This window comes from Nostoc sp., from assembly GCF_036919895.1.
In the GTDB taxonomy this organism is placed as follows: Bacteria; Cyanobacteriota; Cyanobacteriia; order Cyanobacteriales; family Nostocaceae; genus Nostoc.
This window is the reverse complement of sequence record NZ_JBALBW010000085.1, coordinates 156,071-180,653: the sequence shown is the minus strand read 5'-3', so window position 1 is coordinate 180,653 and position 24,583 is coordinate 156,071. Positions and strand designations below refer to the sequence as shown.

At 45.0% G+C, this 24,583-nt stretch carries 22 protein-coding genes and 1 pseudogene; 21 read left to right on the top strand and 2 right to left on the bottom strand.

Annotated elements, in window-relative coordinates:
* The first annotated feature begins 262 nt into the window (after positions 1-262).
* The 21 genes from V7K55_RS17705 to V7K55_RS17605 all read left to right on the top strand — a co-directional run bounded on the left by V7K55_RS17705 (position 263) and on the right by V7K55_RS17605 (position 21,739).
* Positions 263-6,373, top strand: a complete 6,111-nt coding sequence (locus V7K55_RS17705) for an AAA family ATPase (RefSeq protein ID WP_334833555.1) — start codon at positions 263-265, stop codon at positions 6,371-6,373.
* 66 nt (positions 6,374-6,439) lie between these two features.
* Positions 6,440-7,069, top strand: a complete 630-nt coding sequence (locus V7K55_RS17700) for a response regulator transcription factor (RefSeq protein WP_334833553.1) — start codon at positions 6,440-6,442, stop codon at positions 7,067-7,069.
* Positions 7,070-7,220: 151 nt separating this feature from the next.
* A complete protein-coding gene (locus V7K55_RS17695; protein ID WP_334833551.1) occupies positions 7,221-7,448 on the top strand; it encodes a hypothetical protein in 228 nt (75 codons plus the stop codon).
* A 241-nt stretch (positions 7,449-7,689) separates the two neighbouring features.
* A complete protein-coding gene (locus V7K55_RS17690) occupies positions 7,690-8,247 on the top strand; it encodes a DsbA family protein (RefSeq protein WP_334833549.1) in 558 nt (185 codons plus the stop codon).
* A gap of 73 nt (positions 8,248-8,320) precedes the next feature.
* Positions 8,321-8,758 (top strand): cupin domain-containing protein, encoded by a 438-nt coding sequence (locus V7K55_RS17685; RefSeq protein WP_334833547.1) that lies wholly within the window; start codon positions 8,321-8,323, stop codon positions 8,756-8,758.
* A gap of 66 nt (positions 8,759-8,824) precedes the next feature.
* On the top strand, positions 8,825-9,829 hold the full coding sequence (gene tehA, locus V7K55_RS17680) for a dicarboxylate transporter/tellurite-resistance protein TehA (protein WP_334833545.1): 1,005 nt from the start codon (positions 8,825-8,827) through the stop codon (positions 9,827-9,829).
* A gap of 245 nt (positions 9,830-10,074) precedes the next feature.
* A complete protein-coding gene (locus V7K55_RS17675) occupies positions 10,075-10,827 on the top strand; it encodes a glucose 1-dehydrogenase (protein ID WP_334833543.1) in 753 nt (250 codons plus the stop codon).
* 154 nt (positions 10,828-10,981) lie between these two features.
* Positions 10,982-11,503: a DNA starvation/stationary phase protection protein Dps gene (gene dps / locus V7K55_RS17670; protein WP_334833541.1), complete on the top strand. Its 522-nt coding sequence runs from the start codon at positions 10,982-10,984 to the stop codon at positions 11,501-11,503.
* A 116-nt stretch (positions 11,504-11,619) separates the two neighbouring features.
* Positions 11,620-12,510, top strand: coding sequence for an alpha/beta fold hydrolase (locus tag V7K55_RS17665; RefSeq protein ID WP_334833539.1), 891 nt, complete (start codon positions 11,620-11,622; stop codon positions 12,508-12,510).
* Between the two features lie 286 nt (positions 12,511-12,796).
* Positions 12,797-13,792, top strand: a complete 996-nt coding sequence (locus V7K55_RS17660) for an alpha/beta hydrolase (RefSeq protein WP_334833537.1) — start codon at positions 12,797-12,799, stop codon at positions 13,790-13,792.
* 240 nt (positions 13,793-14,032) lie between these two features.
* On the top strand, positions 14,033-14,680 hold the full coding sequence (locus V7K55_RS17655) for a cysteine hydrolase (protein WP_334833534.1): 648 nt from the start codon (positions 14,033-14,035) through the stop codon (positions 14,678-14,680).
* A 28-nt stretch (positions 14,681-14,708) separates the two neighbouring features.
* Positions 14,709-15,128, top strand: a complete 420-nt coding sequence (locus V7K55_RS17650; RefSeq protein WP_334833532.1) for a DUF6130 family protein — start codon at positions 14,709-14,711, stop codon at positions 15,126-15,128.
* A 35-nt stretch (positions 15,129-15,163) separates the two neighbouring features.
* Complete coding sequence (locus V7K55_RS17645) at positions 15,164-15,667, top strand: nuclear transport factor 2 family protein (protein WP_334833525.1); 504 nt, start codon at positions 15,164-15,166, stop codon at positions 15,665-15,667.
* Positions 15,668-15,768: 101 nt separating this feature from the next.
* The gene (locus tag V7K55_RS17640; protein ID WP_334833523.1) at positions 15,769-16,128 is read left to right on the top strand and encodes a DUF302 domain-containing protein; all 360 of its coding nucleotides are present in this window, start codon (positions 15,769-15,771) and stop codon (positions 16,126-16,128) included.
* 121 nt (positions 16,129-16,249) lie between these two features.
* The gene (locus V7K55_RS17635) at positions 16,250-16,900 is read left to right on the top strand and encodes an MOSC domain-containing protein (protein ID WP_334833521.1); all 651 of its coding nucleotides are present in this window, start codon (positions 16,250-16,252) and stop codon (positions 16,898-16,900) included.
* 7 nt (positions 16,901-16,907) lie between these two features.
* Positions 16,908-17,093: a hypothetical protein gene (locus V7K55_RS17630; protein ID WP_334833519.1), complete on the top strand. Its 186-nt coding sequence runs from the start codon at positions 16,908-16,910 to the stop codon at positions 17,091-17,093.
* Between the two features lie 58 nt (positions 17,094-17,151).
* Complete coding sequence (locus V7K55_RS17625; protein ID WP_334833517.1) at positions 17,152-17,967, top strand: alpha/beta fold hydrolase; 816 nt, start codon at positions 17,152-17,154, stop codon at positions 17,965-17,967.
* A gap of 99 nt (positions 17,968-18,066) precedes the next feature.
* A complete protein-coding gene (locus V7K55_RS17620) occupies positions 18,067-19,623 on the top strand; it encodes a GMC family oxidoreductase (RefSeq protein WP_334833515.1) in 1,557 nt (518 codons plus the stop codon).
* The gene (locus tag V7K55_RS17615) at positions 19,620-19,796 is read left to right on the top strand and encodes a hypothetical protein (RefSeq protein WP_334833513.1); all 177 of its coding nucleotides are present in this window, start codon (positions 19,620-19,622) and stop codon (positions 19,794-19,796) included. Before V7K55_RS17620 ends, V7K55_RS17615 begins: the two co-directional genes overlap by 4 nt.
* Positions 19,797-19,889: 93 nt before the next feature.
* The gene (locus V7K55_RS17610; protein WP_334833510.1) at positions 19,890-20,267 is read left to right on the top strand and encodes a hypothetical protein; all 378 of its coding nucleotides are present in this window, start codon (positions 19,890-19,892) and stop codon (positions 20,265-20,267) included.
* Positions 20,268-20,344: 77 nt separating this feature from the next.
* Entirely contained in the window at positions 20,345-21,739 is a 1,395-nt protein-coding gene (locus V7K55_RS17605) for a mercuric reductase (protein ID WP_334833508.1), read from the top strand.
* Positions 21,740-21,950: 211 nt separating this feature from the next.
* Here V7K55_RS17605 and V7K55_RS27570 read toward each other — a convergent pair whose 3' ends face one another.
* Positions 21,951-22,784, bottom strand: a complete 834-nt coding sequence (locus V7K55_RS27570; protein WP_442949098.1) for a PAS domain-containing protein — start codon at positions 22,782-22,784, stop codon at positions 21,951-21,953.
* Positions 22,785-22,854: 70 nt separating this feature from the next.
* Positions 22,855-24,341 (bottom strand): annotated as a pseudogene (locus V7K55_RS27565) (ATP-binding protein); the annotation flags it as partial.
* Between the last annotated feature and the right edge of the window lie 242 nt (positions 24,342-24,583).

Here is a 24,583-nt window from a genome sequence, read left to right as displayed (position 1 = left end):
TGATAATTATTTGTCAAAAAATTATGCTTCGACACAAGTTCTCTATTTAAATAAAGAATTTTCTCTGATTTTTTTTCAAAATGAGAATTGCTGGGACAAAGTTTCAGATTTTGCATTGCCGAAAGTGACGAAAGAGGGCTAACAGCAGTAGCAATTTATTTCCCATCAGGGGAATAGTGTCAAGTACTCATGTAAATATTTTCGTTATGAGAATTGCTGTATAGTTTGAGGTATGCCAGATTATACTCTTAAGAGTTGCTCTATGATTGGTCTACCTGGTATTACCATCCAAAACAAGATATACGAAAGTTCTAATTCTTTAGTGTATCGAGGCATCAGAGACGATGGAGTAGCGATCGCCGCAAAAATCCTCAAACAAGATTATCCCTCTCCTCAAGAACTGACTCGCTACAGGCAAGAATATAAAATTACTCGTTGCCTCAACTTGGAAGGAGTTATCAAGGCATACAGCCAGCAGGACTATCAACGCACTCTGGTGATTATCTTAGAAGATTTTGGGGGAGAGTCCTTAGAGCAATGGATGCACAAGCGCCCAGATATCTTTTGCCCCATGCCGTTATCCACTTTTCTAAATCTGGCGATCGCCCTCACAGACATTCTGGGTAGAATCCATGCAGCAAATGTCATTCATAAAGATATCAATCCTGGAAACATAGTCCTCAATCTGGATACAGGCGTTGTCAAAATTATTGATTTTGGGATTGCCACCCAATTTAACCGCACGAATCCGACTTTCAAAAGTCCTCATGTTTTAGAAGGGACACTTGCATATCTATCTCCAGAGCAAACCGGGCGGATGAACCGTTTACTCGATTACCGCACCGATTTTTACTCCCTTGGTATGACGTTCTACGAACTGCTAACTAGACATCTGCCGTTTCCCACAGTGGATATGCTTGAGCTAGTCCATTGTCATATTGCTAAAGCGCCTGTTCCGCCTCATGAAATAAATACAACGATTCCTAAGCCAGTTTCAGATATCATTCTCAAACTGATGGCGAAAAATGCAGAAGAACGCTATCAGAGTGCCTGGGGAATCAAAGCGGATTTAGAAATCTGTGCTGAACAATTAGCAGAAATCGGTCAAATCTCTAGCATTAAACTGGCGCTTCAAGACGCTTCGAGTCAGTTTCAAATTCCCCAAAAGCTGTATGGGCGGGACAAAGAAGTTGCAATGTTACTGGCGGCGTTTGTTCGCATAGCGTGTCCAGAGTCAAATTGCGTCGCGGCTTTACCAAACAATTCAGAAACGACTTCACAAAGGGAACAAGCGAGCAATCCAAAATTCCAAGTCGAAATGATGTTGGTATCTGGCTATGCTGGCATTGGTAAATCTGCGTTAGTACAAGAAATCTATAAACCAATTACCCAAAAGCGCGGCTATTTTATCTCTGGGAAGTTCGACCAATTTCAGCGCAATATTCCCTACAGCGCGATCGCAGATGCCCTGCAAAAATTGGTACAGCAATTGCTCAGTGAACCAGACGAACAAGTGCAAGAGTGGCGATCGCAACTTCTAACGGCTTTGGGAACCAACGGACGAATCATCATTGATATCATCCCGGAGATTGAATTAATTATCGGCAAGCAGCCACCCATACCGGATGTTGGAGCAAGTGAAGCTCAAAATCGCTTTCATCGGATCTTTGGGCAGTTTGTGCGGGTGTTTTGTTCAGAGTCACATCCCCTTGCGATCTTTTTAGATGATTTGCAGTGGATAGACTCAGCAACACTGAAGTTAATCGAGTTGATGCTGCTGGATGAGCAAACCCAATCACTATTTTTAATTGGAGCCTATCGAGATAATGAAGTAAATCCAACGCATCCATTAGCATTAATGCTAGAGAGACTGCGAAAACAAGGGGCAGTGCTTCAGGAGATTGTCTTGGCACCTTTAACGCTTGAGCCGTTGAGTCAGTTGATTGCCGAGACCCTACATCAAAATGCAGATACCGTTCGTCCCTTAGCTGAGTTGGTGTTGCGTAAAACCGAAGGCAATCCCTTTTTTGTTAATGAATTTTTGAGAATGCTATATAGCGAAAATTTATTGACCTTTGATGCTGAACATCTAAGTTGGGAGTGGAACATTGCTCAGATTCAATTCCAAAACATCACCGATAATGTTGTGGAGTTGATGCTTCGCAAGTTAAAGAAACTACCAGAAGTCACACAGCAAATTCTCCGGTTAGCCGCTTGTGTTGGGGCTGAGTTTAATTTAAATACGTTATCGATTGTTTGTCAGCAATCATCTAAATCAGTTTTCCAGCATTTACTATTAGCAATCCAAGGTGGATTAATTCAACCTCTATCTGAATTAGACGAAGAGTTGTTAATTCAAGAATATAAGTTTTTGCACGATCGCGTGCAGCAAGCAGCATATATCTTAATAGATGAGTCGCAAAAACAAGTTGTTCATTTACAAATCGGTCGTAATCTCCTCGGAAAAACCTTGCCGGAGCGACTATCAGACAGGCTGTTTGAAATTGTTGATCATCTTAATCATGGGATTGAGCTTGTCACAGATCAACCCGAACGCAATGAAATTGCGAGATTAAATTTAATTGCAGGGCAGAAAGCAAAAGCTGCGATCGCCTATAGTATGGCTCAAAAATATTTAGCCACAGCAAGAGTTTGGCTGGCAGCATCTAGTTGGCAAACAAACTATGATCTGACCTTAGAGTTATATTTAGAAACAACAGAATTAGCGTATTTGTGTGGCGATTTTGAACAGGTAGAATCCTGGGTAGCGATCGTTGTGCAAGAAGCTAAAAATATTCTGGACATCGTAAAAGTTTACGATGTCAAAATTCAAACCTACATCGCCCAGAACCAACTATTAGAAGCAATCAACACTGGATTGCAAGTGTTGCAGCAACTAGGGATCAGTTTTTACGAAACACCCAGTCAGTTAGATATTCAGCTTGAACTAGACGCGATCGCATCACTCATTGGCCAGAAGCCAATCGAGGACTTGCTCCATTTGCCGGAAATGACTGAGCCAGACAAGTTAGCAGCAATGCGAATCCTATCTAGAATTACGATTGCGGCCTGGATTGCCGCTCCTGATTTAATGACCTTACTGGTATTTAAACAAGTCACCTTGTCATTCGAGCATGGAAATTCGTTTGCATCTTCCTTTGCTTATGCCAACTTTGGATTAGTTCTGTGTGGAAAGATCGAAGACATCGAGACTGGCTACGAGTTTGGACAGTTAGCTTTAAGGCAGTTGTCACAATCTAAGTCCCATTTACTAAGAGCTAGAACATCGCTCATTGTGAATACCTTCATCATTCATTGGAAAGATCATGTAAGAGACACATTACAACCATTAGTAGAAGCCTATCAAAGTGGGCTAGAAACCGGAGATTTAGAGTTTGCTGCCTATAGCGCTCACTCTTATTGCTTTAACTCCTATGTTGTCGGAAACGAACTCGTGGAGGTTGAACACGAGATGAGGGAATACAATGAAGCAATTCGTCAAATCAAACAGGAAACAGCACTAACCTGGAATCAAATATTTCATCAGGCGATCACAAATTTGATGGGATACTCGGTCAATCCAACCCATTTAGTTGGCAAATTCTACAATGAAGAGAATGGATTGCCACAACACGAAGCAGCAAATGATGGAACTGCAATCTTTAATGTCTATTTCAATAAACTTTTCCTGTGCTACCTATTTTCTGAATATGCTCAGGCAGTTGAAAACTCAACCATAGCAGAACGTTATTTAATCCGAATAATAGGCACACCTATTGCGCCTTTTTACTACCTATATGATGCTTTGACAAGACTCGCTACATACCCTGAAAGCAGCGCTCAAGCGCAAGAGGAAATCCTCAAAAAAATTGCGGTTAGCCAAGAGAAAATAAAGCAATGGGCACATTACGCGCCCATGAATCATTTGCATAAATATTATTTAGTGCAAGCAGAGACAGCACGAGTTTTGGGTCAGTTGCTTGAGGCAGAAGAATTCTATGAGCAAGCCATTCAATGGGCTAAAGACAACGAGTATTTGCAAGAAGAAGCATTAGCTTATGAATTAGCTGCTAAACATTATCTGGCAAGAGGTAGAGAAAAAATCGCCCAAACTTACATGAAGGAAGCACATTACTGCTACGATCGCTGGGGAGCAACGGCAAAGCTCAAAGATTTAGAAACTCGCTATCCGCAGCTATTTCCTCAGTCGTCGGGCATGGCTTTTGCGCCAATCGCCAAAACTTCTAAAAACACCTCTAATACCTCACCCATAGCTTTCGATTTAGCGGCAGTAATGAAAGCAGCACAGGCGATTTCTAGTGAAATTGAACTGGATAAGTTACTCAGTTACTTGATGAAGATATTAATCGAAAATGCTGGCGCACAAACCGGATTTCTGATTTTGGAAAACTCAGGAGAATGGGTAATTGAGGCTTCTGGTGAACTCAATGATGATGATGATGGTGAAAGTGTCCATACCACGCAAGTACTGCAATCTATTTCAACGAAAAATCACCTTCCTGAATCAATTATTAATTATGTGATTCGGACTCATGAATCTGTCATTTTAAATGATGCGACTCATGAAGGTAATTTTATCAATGAGCCATATATTCAAGACCATAAGTCTCAATCCATTTTGTGTTTACCGATGCTGAATCAAGGTAAGCTTATCGGTGTGTTGTATTTAGAAAATCAATTAGCGGCTGGGGCGTTTACACCAGAGCGAGTCTCCGTTCGCGCAAGCGTGCCGGAGGCATTAGGAGACGCTACGCGATCGCAAGTTCTGCATCTGTTATCAACCCAGGCAGCGATCGCGATCGAAAATGCAAAACTCTATTCAAAGCTACGCACCAGCGAAAGTCAGATGACTCAATTTCTAGAAGCGGTTCCGGTGGGAATTGGAATAGTGGATGCGACTGGTCGCCCTTACTACGCTAATCAACGGGGAATTGAGTTAATGGGCAAAGGGATTGACCCCGCCGTGCCACCGGATCAAATTGCAGAGGTTTATCAATTTTATCAGGCGGGAACAGATCAAATCTACCCTACTGAGAAAATGCCAATTATCCGAGCGTTAAACGGTGAACGCACCACTATTGATGACGTAGAAATTCGCCAAAATAACGCCACCATTCCAATTGAGGTATGGGGGACTCCAGTCTTTGACGAACAGGGCAAAGTGGCTTATGCGATCGGAGCCTTTGAAGATATCACAGAGCGCAAACAAGCAGAACACCTCTTAGCCAATTACAACCGCACTCTAGAGCAACAAGTCGCTCAAAGGACTGCGGATTTACAAAAAAGCGAAGCGGCACTGCGCGATGTCTACGACAAGCTTCGCTTACGCGAACAAGAATTACGACTAATCACCGATGCTCTACCAGTTCTTATCAGCTACGTGGATGCAAATCAGCGCTATCGGTTTGTTAACCATACCCATGAGGTTTGGTTTAACCTTAGTCGAGATGAGATTTTGGGCAAGTATGTTCATGAACTTCTGGGTGAGACGGTTTATCAACGGGTTGAGCCGTTTATCAATCAAGTGTTTGAAGGGCAAACTGTAACTCTGGAAGCAGAAATTCCCTTTTCGCTTGGTAAAAGGTGCATCAGTGCTACCTTAATCCCCGATTGCGATCGCCCAAGGGACAGCGCCAAAAGCGATCGCGATGCTCAAATCAGAGGCTTCTACTGTCTCATTACCGACATTAGCGAACAGCGAAACGCTGCACTGCGTGAACGCAAACGAGCCGAACACGCCTCCATTCTGGAAGAACGCAACCGCATGGCGCGAGAAATTCACGACACCCTAGCACAAACCTTAACTGGTATTCTGCTGAATGTTGGAGCAGCAACACAAGTGCTAACGGATGATTTAGAAGCGACACAGGCACACCTTGAAATGGTGGAGGATTTGGCACGAACTGGGCTTGCCGAGGCGCGTCGATCAGTGGCAGCACTCCGTCCCCAGCTATTAGAAGATGGCAGCTTGCATAGCGCCCTTTGTCATCTGGTGACTCAGATGAGAGCCTCTGCCGATACATCTGTGATCTACGAAATTAAAGGTACAGCCTATCCAATGCCTGCCGAGATTGAGAATAACTTACTACGGATTGGACAGGAAGCATTAACCAATGCCATAAAATACGCTGCTGCTTGCGAAATTCGTGTGGAGTTAGTATATGAAAATACACAATGTATTTTGCGCGTTAAAGACGATGGACGGGGTTTTGGGGTTGCTACGATCCCACCTGTTGGTGGATTTGGATTGCTGGGAATGAGCGAGCGTGCAGAACACATTGGAGCGCAACTGAGTATTCTGAGCCAACCTGGACAAGGAACAGAAATTGTTGTCATTGTAAATCGAGAGTGAGAATATAAAAAATGCACTGGTTACAAACGCAACCTGTAGTAGCTCAATTTCTAATTCTTAATAATTATGAGCCAATCAACGACTATTCGGGTTCTGATTGTTGACGATCATTCCATTGTCAGGCAAGGATTGACAACCATCATTAACCGTGACCCAGAGATGACGGTGATTGCTCAAGCAGAAGATGGACAACAGGCGATCGCGCTTTTTCGTGAATACCAACCAGATGTAACGCTAATGGATTTACGAATGCCGCAGATGGCAGGAGTTGAAGCCATTACTGCTATTTGTGCTGAATTTAAAGCTGCCCGAATTGTTGTGCTAACTACCTACGATGGTGATGAAGATATTTATCGCGGATTGCACGCAGGTGCTAAAGGATATTTACTCAAAGATGCTAAACCCAACGAACTTCTGAGTGCCATTCGCACAATTCATCGCGGTCAGCAGTATATTCCACCCGAAGTAGGGGCAAAATTGGTGCAGAGGATGAGAAATCCAGAACTGAGTGAGCGAGAACTAGATGTACTCCGTTTAATGGCGCAAGGAATGAGTAATTTAGAAATTAGCAGTACTTTGAGTATCGGTGAAAGCACCGTTAAATCTCACGTTAATCGAATTTTAAGTAAATTGGGAGTCAGCGATCGCACTCAAGCCGTGATTATTGCTGTTAAACGAGGGATTGTCAATTTATAATATCAATTTTGCAATAAATATCTAAGTATAATTAAATTCCCCCTTGTTAAGGCTACCATCTACACACAAATCTTTTAAAGTTACTACGTAATCTAAAGTAAGTTAATTTTTGCAGGTCGATGCAATAAAGGTGTAGGTCAATGCAATAAAGGTGCAAGTCAATGCAATAAAGGTGCAAGTCAATGCAATAAAGGTGCAAGTCGATGCAACAAAGGTGCAGGTCAATGCAATAAAGGTGCAGGTCAATGCAATAAAGGTGCAAGTCAATGCAATAAAGGTGCAAGTCAATGCAACTAATATATATGCTGCGCTTTATTCAAGTAGGGTAGACGGCATAGCTGGGGGTAAATATATGCAGCTTCACAAAGAAATGATATGAGTAAGTTGTACTTTAGTTGGAATCCACCTTAGATTTTGAGATGGACTGATTTATCAATCACTCTATTGAGCAAAAGTTTAAACTTTTAGGGGACGACAAGTTAGAGTTAATTGCATATATTTAGTTCAGGCAAATATTGATTGCAACCAAGTTGCAATCAATGTTTGCTTTACACAAAGAAAGTAGAAAGAGGGTTGTATGCTCGTCGCTAGCGCTGAACATACAATCGTCGGAGGTATCAGTGAGTTTTGACCGTGACCACAGCTTGTTATTCGTCCCACCTTCAACACAAGATCACATAAAAGGTGTACTGAATGCCACAGTGGTGCTGGTGATGTATGGGGACTATCAATGTTCTCAGAGTGCGGACGTTTACAGGCTGATTAAAGTCATTGGACGACAGCTTAGTGTTTCTTTGGGAGAAAATTATTTATGCTTCATCTTCCGTCATTTTCCACAGATACAGATCCATTCTCATGCTCAACGTGCGGCTGAAGGGGCTGAAGCGGCTGCTGTCCAAGGTCAATTTTGGCCAATGCATGAAATGCTGTTCAACCATCAACAAGAATTGGGAAACGGCTATTTGGTGGAGTATGCCAATAATCTAGGACTTGATATTTCTCAATTTCTACAAGATATACATAAACAAGTGTACGTTGAACGCATCAATGAAGATATTCAAAGTGGATTACACAGTGGAGTAACGGCTGCTCCAGCACTGTTTATTAATGGAATTCGGTATAGCGAACGGTGGAACATTGAGCAGTTGATGGCAGCTATTGTCACTGCAAATCATTAAGTTTCCTGATTCTTAACCACGCAACCAAAATTACTGCTTATTACGCAAGCAATTAATCAACAGGAGCAATCTGATGGCACAATCTCTCTGGCTTTTTGGCACTCGTCTCAATATCATTGCCGACCACACCACTACCGGAGGTCAGTACGATCTAATCGAAGGCTACTTCCCTCCCGGCACACAAACACCCCCCCATCGCCACACGCGCTATTCCGAACAACTCTACGTGCTAGAAGGGGAGTTCACGGTCTGGGCGGGTCAGAACAAGATTTTGCTGAGTGCTGGCGACAGCTTTCTGATTTCTGCTGGCACACCCCATGTGGTTGCTGCACTCAGCGATCAGCCAACTCGCGGGTTGGTCGTTGCTGCGCCAAGTTCCTTTGCTCGGCTAATCGCAGCAGTTGGTACACTGGATGAGACAGAAACACCGGACATGGCACTATTTGAGCGCATTTCCACCGAGATCGGCGACGAAATGCTGGGTTTGCCCGGAGAACTACCCCCTACATGAGACGATATTGGCTCAAGGACAGCAAGTTTGCATCTTTAACAACTAATGCAGCCAGGAAGCTTAACTATGAGAAAATCGCGTCTAAAGCCTACTGTATTAAAAAACTATCGCATCACAATTCCTGCTTCCTTTTTCGGCATGATTCTGGGTTTAGTCGGGTTGGGCAGCTGCTGGCGAGTAGCTGCTAAACTCTGGCACCTGCCTACCTGGATTGGCGAAACAATTATGCTGCTTACAGTTGCAATTTGGCTCGTGTTGTTGCTGCTCTATGTCGGCAAATGGCTGTGGGCGAGAGCAGATGCCCTAGCTGAGTTTGAGCATCCTGTTTTGTGTTGCTTTATCGGGTTAGTGCCTGTTTCTACGGTGCTTGTGGCGCTGGTGATCGCGCCCTACTCCCGTGCGATCGCCGTTGCGTTATTCGTTGTGGGTGCAATTGGTCAGTTGGGCTTTGGCGTGTATCGTTCCGGTCGGCTATGGATGGAAGAGCGTAAGCCAGAAACGATCACACCCATTCTCTACCTACCGACAGTTGCGGGTGGTTTTGTCAGCGCGATCGTTGCCAGTGCTCTTGGTTATCGAGAGTGGGGTACGTTGTTTTTTGGAGCGGGGCTGTTTTCGTGGCTAGCACTGGAGTCCATCATCATGAATCGCCTGTATTTATTGGAAGCGTTGCCTAAACCACTGCGTCCAACACTGGGCATTCAACTAGCACCCCCTGTCGTCGGCTGTGTTGCCTATTTGAGTATCACCAGTGGTCAGCCCGATGCCTTCGCCCAGATTCTCTTCGGCTATGGAATGTTGCAGGCGTTGATTCTACTGCGACTGCTACCGTGGTTATTTCAACAACCCTTTGCAGCCTCTTACTGGGCATTCACCCTCGGCATTGCCGCCCTGTCGCTGGCATCTCTGCGCTTTGTTGAACGCGGCATGACCGGAGTCATGGAAAAGCTGGCAATACTGTTATTCGTTGGCGCAAATATTGCGATCGGCAGTATTGCTCTGGGAACAGTACGCCTGTTGCTGCAAGGGAAACTAATACCATTACCCACGACAGGCGATCGCACCAAATAAGCGTATCGTTTAGCGACTTTCATAGTTTCCCATAGAACAAGACAGATTGCGTACTTGTCCAGGGGACTTCCAAATAAAAAAATATCCCAAAACTGACACAAAAATCCTCTCTATTCCTCTTCTCTCTGTGTTCTCTGCGTCTCTGTGGTTCGTCTATTTAGATAATCTATTTCTTAGAAGTCCCCACAGCGCATTGAAGGCAAACATCAACGTCAAAGCAAAATTCACACAAACGGAGAAATTTTATGGCGGGTAAACTTACAGGTAAGATCGCATTAGTCACAGGTGGTAACAGTGGGATCGGACTCGCTACAGCCCAACGCTTCGTACAAGAGGGCGCTTACGTCTTTATCACTGGTCGTCGTCAAAACGAACTTGATGCTGCGGTGAAGAAGATTGGAGAAAACGTCACTGCTGTTCAGGCTGATGCATCGAATCTCGCAGATATCGATCGTCTTTACACTACGATTAAGCAGGAGAAAGGACACCTCGATATCCTCTTCGCTAACGCTGGAGGCGGTGAACTTGCCCCACTCGGCTCGATTACCGAGGAGCATTTTGATAAGACCTTTAATACCAATGTCAAGGGTTTACTCTTCACTGTCCAAAAAGCACTGCCGTTGATGCCAGAGGGTTCATCGATCGTTCTCAATGCCTCGACCACTTCGATTAAGGGGACTCCAGCATTCAGCGTTTACAGCGCGACTAAAGCTGCTGTGCGATCGTTTGCCCGTAACTGGACACTCGACCTCAAAGACCGCAAAATTCGCGTCAATGCCATCAGCCCCGGTGTGGTTCCTACTCCCGGTTACAATCTCCTTGGATTGAGTGAGGAACAGGTGCAGGGATTTGTGGACAGCCAGGTTGACACTATTCCCCTTGGGCGGGTAGGCACACCGGACGAAATCGCTAAGGCGGTTGTTTTCCTTGCCTCGGATGACAGCAGCTTTGTGAACGGCATCGAACTATTCGTCGATGGTGGTATGGCACAAATTTGAATATGCTTGCGGAGGACTCCATATCCAGCACCAGCGCAAAGATGCACGGCAACATCTTTACAGTTGCAAATCGAGTCCCCAGTTTAGCTGAATCTAAACTTGTGTTTTCCTAAACGTTTACTCATTACAAAACAACATGTTGGGAGTAGGACTTATGGCTGCAACGACTAAGCAAAATGACACTAAATCCTTAGTTTACTCAACCCGAATTGATATTCCCGGAGAAATTCGATCGCAAGTTAATACACTACTCAATCAAAGTTTGGCAACTGCGATCGACTTGAAAACCCAAATCAAATATGCTCACTGGAATGTCAAAGGTAAAGACTTTTACCAACTGCATCTACTGTTTGATGAAATTGCTACCGAAGTTGAAGAATTTATTGATTTGATTGCCGAACGGATCACAACATTAGGGGGAAAAGCGTTAGGAACTGCTCGGATTGCTGCCAAGGAATCGGAACTGCCTGAGTATCCCTTCGATGCTGTTGATGGTATAGATCATGTCGTTGCACTTGCCGATCGCTTGGCAATTTACGCTAAATCCCTCCGTAAAAACATTAATAAAACAAATGAACTAGGTGATATGGATACCAATGATCTCTTTATTGAGATTTCACGGGCGATAGACAAGCGGTTGTGGTTTTTAGAAGCCCATCTGCAAACGATCGCATAATTTCACCAGAACTAGAGCGTTTTATGGCGAAGCGGATCGGAGCAACCGTCATTTCATTTTACTGAAGCAGCAAAGGCAACAGCCTCAAGCTAAAGTTCATTTCCAGGAGTAAAGTCATGACCACATTTCGCACAGTTTCCATCGATGGTTTAGATATCTTTTATCGAGAAGCTGGTTCCCGCAGTAATCCGACAATTCTACTGTTGCACGGCTTCCCAACATCCTCTCACATGTTCCGCAATCTGATGTCTGCACTTGGCGATCGCTTCCATCTGGTTGCACCCGATTATCCGGGTTACGGCAACAGTTCAATGCCAACCGTAAATGAGTTTGACTACACCTTTGATCGCCTAGCCGAGATCGTGGAGAAATTTATTACCGCGATCGATCTCAAACGCTATAGCCTTTACGTGATGGATTATGGCGCTCCCATTGGCTATCGAATTGCGGCTAAATATCCAGAGCGAGTGGAAGCACTCATCGTCCAAAACGGGAATGCTTACGAGGAAGGTCTGCGCGAATTTTGGGAACCAATCAAAGCTTACTGGCAAGACCGTTCTCCTGAGAATGCTGACAAGCTTAAACACCTTGTAAACTTGGAAGCGACGAAATGGCAATATACCAACGGCGTTCGCAATCTCGAAGCAATCAGCCCTGATACCTGGAATATGGATCAACAGTTCCTCAATCGCCCAGGAAACGATGAGATTCAGCTGGCGCTGCTGTATAGCTATGGTACGAATCCGCCATTATATCCGCAATGGCAGGAGTATTTTCGCAAATATCAGCCACCAACCCTGATTGTTTGGGGTAAGAATGACTACATCTTCCCCCCAGAAGGCGCTCATCCCTACAAGCGCGACCTAAAAGACGTAGAGTTGCATTTACTCGATACCGGACATTTTGCCTTGGAAGAAGAAGGAGATGCGATCGCAGACCATATCCGTCGCTTTCTGACCACTCACGTTATGAATGAGGACACCATACTAGCTACCAATAGGAAATAATTTCGACTGGGAAGCGATGTCGATAGAAAATTATTATTATCTACAATCATTGCCCATCAATTAACACTGTCAAGTTAATTAGCTTAACAGTGCCATTTCAACAGATAAGTCGTTGGACAAAAATATTTACAGTCATTGCGAGCAGAGCGAAGCAATCCCAACCGCAAGCGAATTGCTTCATTACGCTTCTCTACGAGACGCTACTGCGAACGCTTCATTCGCAATGACATTGTGTAATTAATTCTGTCCAAGTACTTAGTTTACTATTCGTCAAAAGGAGAACATCATGGTTGCTCAAGTAAACTCGCAAGCGAACAAAGTTTTGGAAGTCGCAGATGATCCGCGTCTTTCCAGCGAAGTGAAGGAATTTTTGAAAGTTCTGAATTCAGGGGGTGTGGCGTTAGAGACATTAACTCCACTCGAAGCACGTCAAGTACTTGTGGATGCACAGGCTTCCGTTAAAGTCGATCTTTCAGGCATTGAGGAGTCTGAGAAGACGATTAATGCTGACGGTTATCCAATTACGCTCAACATTGTGCGACCTTCAGGGGTCAAAGGCACATTGCCTGTTTTCATCTTTATTCATGGCGGCGGTTGGGTACTGGGCGATTACCCAACGCACAAGCGCATGGTTCGCGATCTCGTTGTGCTTTCAGGTTTTGCGGCTGTCTTTGTCAACTACACTCGCACGCCAGACGCTCAGTATCCACAAGCTATTAATGAAATCTATGCCGCGACCAAATGGGTTGCCGAGCATGGTGAAGAAATTGATGTTGACGGCAAAAATCTGGCAGTTGTAGGCAACAGTGTGGGCGGTAATATGACGGCTGTAACTACTTTGATGGCGAAAGCAAAACAAGGGCCGCACATTAAGCTGCAAATCCTGATGTGGCCGATCGTAGACGCTAGTTTTGAAACAGAGTCTTATCACCAATTTGGCGATCAGCGTTTCCTGACTACACCGTTGATGAAGTGGATGTATGACCTTTATACCACCGACCTGGAAAAACGCAAAGAAATCTACGCCTCTCCCCTACAGGCTACGGTTGAGCAACTGCAAGGATTACCCCCGGCGCTCATTCAGGTTGCAGAAAGCGATATTCTGCGGGATGGAGGCGAAGCGTATGGTCGGAAGTTGGATGAAGCTGGGGTAAAAGTAACAACCGTGCGTTACAACGGTATGATTCATGACTTTGGACTGCTGAATGGTTTAGCCGAGGTTCCGGCAGTTCGTTCTCTTTTTGTCCATGCAGCCGCTGAACTGAAGAAACATCTGCAATAGGATGCGTAGTTTACCACCGCAGACATCGTTTCTTTAACCGCCAGTTCCAATGAATCTTCGTTCTTGCCAGGTTTTGGCGTTGTGGGCTTGAGATTGCTCTGACTTATTCAATCTTCGTTGGGTAAGTCAGAGATAAGCTCTACAGTTCACATTTGAGAGTTCGGGAAAGGGGATTGAGAAAATTCAGTGCGATCGCGCCAGAACAGAGAAAAATGTGAACATGAACACATCAAAAGACACATGAACATCAACAAAAATGACACTGCAATCGTCGTTATCGATCCGCAGAACGATGTCTTGAGTGAAACAGGAGTTTCCTGGGATTTGGTGGGTGACAGTGTTAAGGAGAACAAGACGGTCGAGAACATCGAGCGTATCTTCAAAGCCGCAAAGCAGAATGGTTTTGAGGTTTTCATCTCTCCCCACTATTACTACCCCACTGACTACAACTGGAAATTTGCCGGAACTTTGGAGCAGATGATGCTTGGGGTAAAGGAGTTTGTTCGCACTGGGCCCTTAAGCTTGGATGGTTTCTTAGGATCGGGTGCCGACTGGCTCGATCGCTACAAGCCCTTCATTGAGGATGGCAAAACGATTGTTGTCAGTCCCCATAAGGTTTATGGACCGCAAAGCAACGACCTCGTTTTGCAATTGCGTAAGCGCAACATCAACAAAGTCATTCTCCTGGGAATGCTGGCAAATCTCTGTGTCGAAGCTCACCTGCGTGACCTAATTGAACAGGGCTTTGAGGTGCTTGTCGTCAAGGATGCAACGGCTGCCCCACACCATCCAGAGCTAGGTGACGGCTACAAGGCAGCACTGATTAACTTTGGGTATGTCGCTAACGCAGTTCTTTCCACAGATGACGTTGTAGCAGCTATGGCGTAACGTCAAACGCAAAGGAGATCGTAAATAAATGCACCCTGAACACCAGACCCCTTTCGACATCAGTGCCTCCACCCAGAGCGCCAGGGATATTATCGGACTATCACCGTTGATCGCGATCGAAAATGAAGCACTACCCAAGCTGATTGTTGATCCACCGCTTCCCGAACCGTTGACCCAAGGCCGGGTTTTCATCCAGTACCGGACGGAGAATCTGCGCCTTTTGCCAGTGTTCGGCAAAGGCGCTCTGGAAGTATCGCCGCGCATCGGTCACATCCACATCACCGTTGACGATTTGCCGTGGCACTTTGTAGATGCCAGCGGCCAAACGATCATCTTGGTCGGACTGGAACCTGGCCCACACAAGGTACTGATCGAACTAGCCGACCCTACACACAAAGTAATCACCAGCGAAACGGTGACGTTCACGTTGCCCAATCCTGAGCGATAAGTAGGCACACATTTTCATGATATTTTATACTAAATATGAACAATGCCGAAAATCCTCGATTACCCCTGCCGCCTTTCGATCGTGAATCCGCCATCCAAAAAGTCCGAATCGCAGAAGATGCTTGGAACACACGTAATCCTGAACTAGTATCACTCGCTTACACTTCTGATAGCGTTTGGCGCAACCGCTCAGAATTTCTATCTGGTCGTGAGGCAATCGTACAGTTCTTGACACGTAAGTGGCTTAAAGAATTGGACTACCGTCTGATCAAAGAACTTTGGGCTTTTCAAGACAACCGAATTGCTGTCCGCTTTGCTTACGAATGGCATGATGATTCCGGTAACTGGTTCCGTTCCTACGGCAATGAAAATTGGGAGTTCGACGAACACGGATTCATGCGGTGGCGTATTGCCAGCATCAACGACCTACCAATTCAAGAGAGCGATTCTCCGAAAGAGACGCTATGCGATCGCAAATTCCACTGGATACTGGGTCGTCGTCCCGATAATCATCCCGGATTGTCAGACCTCAATCTTTGAGAAGCCCGATCAACGATTATATTACCCAGTTTTTATCCTGCAAGCAGCCTAATGCTATGAATGCAAACAACGGCATCATCAACCAACTCAGCCCGTATGCAGTGACTGAAACTATTGATCGCTTTGCAGCCATCCTTCAAGCAAAAGGCATCACCATTTTTGCCCGTATCGATCAACAGGCTGAAGCTGAAAAAGTCGGACTAAGCTTGTGTCCGACGCAGTTGTTGCTGTTTGGCAGCCCGAAAGCCGGAACTCCCCTCATGGTGGCAGAACCAACAATCGCCCTGGATTTACCTCTGAAAGTACTGGCATGGGAAGCGACTGACGGCAAGGTGTGGGTGAGTTACAACGATCCTAATTACTTAAAACAGCGATTTTCTCTCTCCGATGAGTTGGTGAAGAACATCGCTATCATTGCACCTTTAATTCATCAAGCACTCTTTAATTACAGCGAATTTTAATCAAACGTGCCACAGTTAAAAGTACTAAAACCAATATTGGACTTTGTTTTAGGATTTATTTTTGTGGTGGGTTTGATAAAAAACTGCTGTAACTTATTTTTTGACCCAATTTAAAATTCTCATGAAACTCATTTCTGTAAACGTCGGACTGCCGCGTGAAGTAACCTGGAAAGGGAAAGCAGTTAGTACTGGAATTTTCAAAGAACCAGTCAGCGAACGGGTGATGCTGCGATCGCTCAATTTAGACGGTGATGGGCAAGCCGATCTCACCGTTCATGGAGGAGCAGACAAAGCAGTCTATGTATATCCCTTCGAGCATTACGATTACTGGCGAGGTGAATTGCCTGACACAGAGCTACCGCTAGGCATATTTGGTGAAAATTTCACAACCACTGGACTGAGAGAAGAGGAAGTGAACATTGGCGATCGCTTTCATATCGGCACTGTAAAACTGATGGTGACACAACCTCGCCTACCCTGTTACAAACTTGGGATTCGGTTTGGACGACCTGATATCATTAAACGATTTCTTGCAAGTCGTCGAACCGGATTTTACTTTCGTGTTTTGCAAGAGGGCGAAGTCGGTGCTGGAGACACTTTAGAGTTGGTGAGCCGGGACGATAACAATATTACTGTTGCTAATATCACTCAGCTTTACACTCATGAGCAGAACAATCCAGAGTTACTTCACCAAGCGGCTCAACTTGAAGCCTTACCCGAAAGCTGGCGCGACTACTTCCGGGAGCAAAGTCGTCGTCAGGATGTGAAATAGATTCGGCTTGAAACACTATAGTCTTTACTTGTTTGATACCGGACACTTCGCGCTAGAGGAAGACGGCAAGGCGATCTGCATTTCGCGATCGCAAACCATATTGCTCAATTTCTCAAGTCACGGCTGCAACCCATCCCTGTCTAATCAGTCGCGATCGCACATTAGCGTTTTTGAAACAGCATTTAGGCAGTAGTTTGACATACATCCTCGTCCTAAATGAGCGAGGATTCCTTAATATAGAGGTTATAAGAATGCTAGTTTTTACATGGAAAAAAGTTCAAAGGTTTTTGCTGTTGCTACTCGCATTCAGCGTTTTGGTTAGTGTATTGATGCGTCCAGAAGTAGCCATTTCAAAAGAATTATCCCAAAGGTTCAAATCTAAACCCTCAATTGTTCTTGTTCATGGTGCCTTCGCTGACGGTACATCATGGCAACACGTCATTCCACTTTTAGAACAGGATGGCTATACAGTGACTGCTGTGCAGATTCCCCTTTCCTCACTTGCAGAGGATGTTGCAATGACTAAGCGTGTGATTGATGCTCAGAAGGGTTCCGTTGTTGTAGTTGGACATTCCTACGGTGGAAACGTGATTACGGGTGCGGCGGCTGGCAACCCGCAAGTGAAAGCTCTCGTTTATCTCAATGCTTTCGCACCGGATTCAGGCGAAAAGACTAGCGATTTGAATAGCAAATACAAAGCAGCTCCGATCAGCACGGCAATTGTGCCTGATGCGGCAAACTTCCTCTACATAGATCGTCAGAAGTTTCACAATCTTTTTGCCCAGGACGTATCGGAGGCTGAGGCGCGGGTGATGGCAGCAACACAAAAGCCGATCGCTAGTGCAGCGTTTGAGCAATCAGTGAATGACATAGCCTGGAAGACGATTCCTTCCTGGTATCTCGTGACTCAAAACGATCGAGCCATCAACCCTGAGCTTCAGCGATTTATGGCAAAACGCATCGGTGCCAAGACCACTGAGATCAAATCCAGCCATGTGGCCTTTATTTCTCATCCAAAAGAAGTTACCAAACTAATCGAAGCGGCTGCAACTGCCTCTGTGAAGTAGTTCTAATTTGTTTGGAATGCTGTTTTACGACCGATAAAAGTAGTCTCTTGGCACAGGCGAAAGACATAAAAAACTGATTCACAAAACAAAAATGCAAATATGACTCACTATGACTACATTGTGATTGGTGCAGGTTCGGCAGGCTGCGTCGTCGCCAACCGTCTGACAGAAGACATGACAACAACCGTGTTATTACTTGAAGCGGGCAACCCAGATACAAAACCAGAGATTCAAATCCCAGCGAAATGCATCAGCCTACTCGGAACAGAGGTGGACTGGAGCTATTTCTCTGAACCAGAACCATACCTCAATAATCGCAAAATGTTTTGTTCCCGTGGGAAAGTCTTGGGGGGCAGCAGTTCGATTAATTTCATGATGTATGTCAGAGGCAATCCTGACAATTACGATCGCTGGCAGGCATTAGGGAATCCCGGTTGGAGTTACCAGGATGTATTGCCCTATTTCAAAAAATCTGAAAACCAGCAACGTGGAGCCTCCGAATATCACGGAATAAATGGAGAGTTGAGCGTCACTGATATTGTTTCAAGAGCGATCGTATCCCAAAAATTTGTAGACGCATGTGTGGCAATGGGATATGACCACAATCCTGATTTCAACGCCGAGCAACAGGAAGGTGTAGGGTACTATCAGTTGACGGTCAAAGATGGTAAACGGCATAGTGCTGCGGCTGCATTCCTTATGCCCATTCTCCAGCGCCCCAATTTGACCACAATGACAGGTGCATTAGTAACTCGGTTACTGTTTGAGGGTACCCGCACTGTTGGGGTGGAATATCTGCATGAAGGAATGCGGCACCAAGCGAGAGTCAATTCCGAAGTGATTTTAAGTGCGGGCGCATTTGATTCGCCCAAGCTGTTGATGCTTTCCGGCATTGGTGATGCAGAATACCTGCAAGCATTGGGTATTCCTGTGGTCGTTCATTTACCAGGTGTCGGTCAAAATCTCCAAGACCATATTCTTGTTACTGTAGTTCATGAGACTACTCAAGATGTACACCCTGCTATTACCAGTAATGGAATCGAAGCCGGATTGTTTTTACACAGCCAGGGTAATCTTGATGTTGCACCAGATTTACAGTTATTCTTTGGCCCTATTCTGTTCGCACCGCCTGGTTATGCTCACTCGGATTCGGGATTTACGGGTGCAGTCTCTTTGACCTGCCTCCAAAATACTGGTAGTGTCAGTTTGCGTTCCCTTGATCCTCAAGATACACCGATGTTTCGGATGAACTATCTGCAAAGTCAAGCTGATGTGCAGAAGCTGGTTGAGGGAATTAAACTAATCCGCCAATTGTTTCAGAACAGTGTTTTTGATGAGTTCCCCAGTCAGGAAATCGCTCCAGGTGCGGATGTTCAAAGTGATGAAGCCCTCGAAACTTACATCCGAAACGGTTGCAGCACTGTGTGGCATCCTGTAGGCACCTGTAAAATGGGTATCGATTCAATGGCAGTTGTAGACCCGGAACTGCGGGTACATGGGGTTGTGGGGTTGCGTGTTGTTGATGCCTCGATTATGCCAACCGTCACCACTGGAAATACGAATGCACCTACTATTATGATCGGCGAAAAAGCAGCCGATTTAATTAAAACCACAGGTATCGTTTCACAGCAAATATCTTCAGCGATCGCCAGATGAAAGCCTTGCGTGTGGAACTCGGATGCAAATTATTACCGTTGAACAGAAGTGAAGTATTCAATCTTACAACGGGGAGGCGATCTGCGCTTCTCTGCGAGACGCTACGCGAACGCGATCGCAAATACCACTGGATACTTGGTCATCGTCCCGGATTGTCTAACCTCAATCTTTAAGAATTGGATAGCACTTGCACTTAACGCAGTACTGATAAACTTTAGGTATATCGCCAATTCGGTTTAATTAGTTTTTCAAGAGTGTTGAAAACAATGAAAATACTACTCAAAATATCCGCATTATTCCTTGCTCTGCCAATTAGTGTATTAGCTAATTGTTCCTTACCTGCTTCTGCTGATTCTACTGCTGGCATCGTCTTGAGTACGAAATGCCAGGGTGGTTACAACATCAATATTTGGCAGAAGTATAATTCCGGAGAGCTGCTCTATCGCGCAACTAGTCCCAACGGTAATTTAAGTTTGGGCAAAGGAACTAGCAAAGCAACAGAAGGTGTTCGAGTGTATAAGTTTCGGAATGGAATTTATGAATATTGGGTTTGGGATGGCACGTTGGATAACCCGCAATCTGGAACTTTAGAGGTTTATAAAAATAACCGTATCTTGATGCAGAAAACTTGTAGGAAAAATTGACGTACAGAATGGGCGTTTAGCCCATTCTGAATTCTGATTCCTAAGCTCTGACTTCTTCTTCAACAAACTCAAAGGATATGAAAGTGGACACTCAACACTATGACGACATTATTATCGGCGGCGGCAAAGCGGGTAAAACACTTGCACCAGCGCTGGTTGCTGACGGACGTAAAACCGCTCTGGTTGAACGCAGTTTAAACATGATTGGTGGCGGGTGCATCAATATCGCCTGCATTCCTACTAAAACTATGGTGGCGAGTGCGAATGTAGCAAACACAGTACGAAACAGTGCCGCTTATGGGGTTCAAAGCAACACACCCACCGTTAATTTAGCAGAGGTGATCCAACGAAAACGATCGGTTGTGCAATCTGCGCGTGAAATGAACTTGCACAATTTAGAAACGGCTCTGGATAACAACTTGATTATTGGCGAAGCAAAGTTTGTTGCTCCCAAAACGATCGCAGTAACGACGACTGAGGGTAACAATCGCTTACTCACCGCCGAACGGTTGTTTATCAATACAGGCACACGACCGTTAATTCCACCCATTCCCGGACTCACTGAAGTTGAGTTTTTAACCAGTGAGTCGATTATGGAGCTAGAATACCTACCTGAACACCTGATCGTTCTCGGTAGTGGTTATATTGGTTTAGAGTTTGCCCAGATGTTTCGCCGCTTTGGCTCTCGCGTTACTGTCATTGGGCAAAGTGAGCAAATTCTGTCACAGCAAGATCCAGATATAGCGATCGCGGTACAAAAGCTACTGGAACGAGACGGCATTGAATTCTTGTTAAACGCGAAGGTGCTGAGAGTCGATCGCACTGGTAATGAAACCATCCTGCAAATCCAAGCTGGCGATCGCTCCCTCAGCCTCCAGGGGTCGCATTTACTCGTAGCTGTTGGTCGTGCGCCCAACACCGAAAGCTTAAATTTAGCTGCTGCTGGTGTGGCAACTGATATACGGGGATTTATTCAAGTCAACGATCGCTTGGAGACAAATGTACCCGGAATTTGGGCGTTAGGCGATATCAATGGCGGGCCGCAATATACCCATATATCGCTCGACGATTATCGCATTATAAAAGCTAATTTAATTGATGGGGGCGATCGCAATACAGGCGATCGCTTAGTGCCATCCTGTCTGTTCATCGATCCAGAACTGGCTCATGTGGGTTTGACTGAAACTGAAGCACAGCAACAAGGATATGCCATCCGCGTGGCGAAGGTTGATGCGTCAGCCGTTCCTAGAGCGAAAACACTCGGTCAAACCGATGGACTGCTGAAGGCGATCGTGGATACCGAGACAGGATATATTCTTGGTTGTTCCCTCTTCTGTCATACAGCGGGTGAAATCATTTCGACGGTGCAGATGGTGATGCAAGCTCAAATGCCCTACACTGTTTTGCGAGATGGCGTATTGACTCATCCCACGATGACCGAAGGGTTAAATATGCTGTTTTCAAAGTTGTGAGGCAGCAAGTGCAGATATCTTACAACCAGGAGCAAAGTACTGTGTTCAAATCAGAAGCAGCGATCGTTGTGCATCCCTCCAAAATTACAGCAGTTTTTATCAGTAAACCAAAAAGTTTTTCCCAAAGAGCAAGCGCTAATCACAGTTACGTAAATTAAAGTGCTATATACTACTGAATACATAAGTAATTTGTATACTGCTCTGAAAAGTTTCAAAAATTGATGTATGGTTCAATAATTTGATAAGCTGCCTCACTCATGACTTCACGAACCTGCTTACCCAAAATCTTATCTCGACTACAGCCATACCAGTCCTCATAAGTTCGGTTGGCAAATCGATAGCGCCGATCTGTATCTACATAACAGATACAAGCGGGGAGAGCGTCGGTAATCAGACGTAACTCCTGTTCTCGCTGGCGCAGTGTGGCTTCGCTTTGCTGTAAAGCTGCTGTTCGTTCTACTACCTGTTGTTCTAAGGTGCGGTTGTAATTGGCTAACAGTTGCTCTGCTTGTTTGCGCTCGGTGATGTCTTGAAAAGCTGCGATCGCATAAATCACCTTGCCCTGTTCGTCAAAGATGGGTGTCCCCCAACCTTCAACCGGGATGGTTACATTGTTTTGGCGAATTTCTAAATCGTCAATTCTTGTGCGATCGCCTTTCAACGCCCGCATCACTGGCAAGTTCTCAATGGGATATGGTCGATCTGTTCCCGCCAGATAAAGTTGATAAATTTCTGCAAGTTGCTCTGGTGTCGCACCACGAATAATCCCTTTGCCCAATAGTTGAATTGCCTGTTGATTGGCGTAGCAAGGGCGACCAAGTGTATCCACAACTCCAATTCCTACGGGAACTGCTTCCAGGAATTGAGCCATCTGACTTTCGCTCTCTCGTAACTTCGAGTAGAGTTTGGCATTTTCAATGGCGATCGCTGCTTGGGTAGATAGGAGATGCAAAACTTGCGATCGCTCTGGTGTAAATGCTCCAGTTGCTAATTGATTTTCTAGATACAATACGCCCACGAGCTTACCTTGGTTCAGCAGTGGCAAACAGAAAATCGATTGAGTTTGGTTGTGTTGAATGTATGGCTCATTGACAAAATTACCTTCACAAGTGGCTCAACTCGATGAACTTCAGCGTTGCTGAGTCTATCCACTGCAAATCATCTAGAAAAATAACTAGGGGATGTGACTCTGAACAAAACACCCGCACAAACGATTGAAAAATCCGATTGAAGCGATTTTGAGCTTCAGTTGCGCCAACCTCCGGTGCAGGTGGCTGCTTGCCAATAATTAACTCAACTTCTGGGATGACATCAATAATGATTTGTCCATTGTTTCCTAAAGCTGCAAGCAGACGCGATCGCCATTGTTGCACTTGCTCGTCTGATTCACAGAGTATTTGTCTTACCAATTTTTGCAAAGCATCTGCGATCGCACTGTAAGGAATATTGCGCTGAAATTGATCGAATTTACCCCAAATAAAATAGCCGCGCTTTTGGGTGATTGGTTTATAGAGTTCCTGCACTAACGCTGATTTCCCAATTCCAGCATAGCCAGAAACCAGCATCATTTCGACTTTGAAGGTTCGGTTGTCCTTTTGTTCCTGTTGTGCAGTTTTTTGTGTATAGTTTTGTGAAGAAGTCACGCGGTCAAAAGCCGCCAATAACATGGCAACTTCATTGTCTCTTCCGTAGAGTTTTGGGGAATTTGAAACTGATCGCAAACATCTTGCAGACCTAATTGAATACTATCAATTTGACCGATTTCTTTTAAATAGTCAGCACAAACTTCTAAATCTGCTTTGATTCCCCAAGTACTTTGATAGCGATCCTCTGCATTCTTCGCCATCAGTTTGACAATGATATCTGAAACTGGTTTGGGAATCGCTGCATTCAGTTGGTGAGGTGGAACAGGCGCTTTAGCAATATGACAATGGACTAGCTCAAGCATATCCACTGTGGGAAACGGCGAACGCACAGTTAGAAGTTCGTAGAAAGTTACACCAAGTGAGTAAAAATCGGTGCGGTAATCAAGCAAACGGTTCATGCGCCCTGTTTGCTCTGGAGATAAGTAGGCAAGCATGCCTTCTAACACATAAGGACTTTTGAAAGTCGGATTCGTGCGATTAAATTGGGTAGCAATCCCGAAGTCAATGATTTTGACAACGCCAGTATCTGGATTGAGAACAATGTTTCCCGGATTGATATCTTTATGAATGACACTAGCTGTATGGATTCTACCAAGAATGTCTGTGAGGGCGATCGCAAGACCTAGAAAAGTGGACAAGGGCATGGGGCAAAAGATATCTGGGCGCTTGTGCATCCATTGCTCTAGAGACTCTCCGCCAAAGTCTTCTAAGATAATCACCAGAGTGCGTTGATAGTCCTGCTGGCTGTATGCCTTGATAACTCCTTCCAAGTTGAGGAAACGAGTAATTTTATATTCCTGTCTGTAGCGGGTGAGTTCCTGGGGAGAGGGATAATCTTGTTTGAGGATTTTTGCGGCGATCGCCAAATTATCTTGTACCCTTATGCCCCGATACACCAAAGATGCCGAACTCTCATAGATTTTGCTTTGAATGGCAACTCCCGGTAGGGCAATCATTGCGCTCTCTTTCGATGATGATTATGAGCAACATCGTTAATTATCGCTCTTTTATTACTCTCGTCAGATTAAATTTGAAACCCTATTTTGGCGTTAGTCCGCGTAGGCGGACTTTGTTTGTGTAGCCGCGATTTCTAATCGCTTGGATTATTCTCTCTTCAGAGTCATAGAAGAGCGTTATACAGGTTGCAATTTTTTTTCATGATAATTAGCAAAATTGTTTTGACTGTAAAAACCGATAC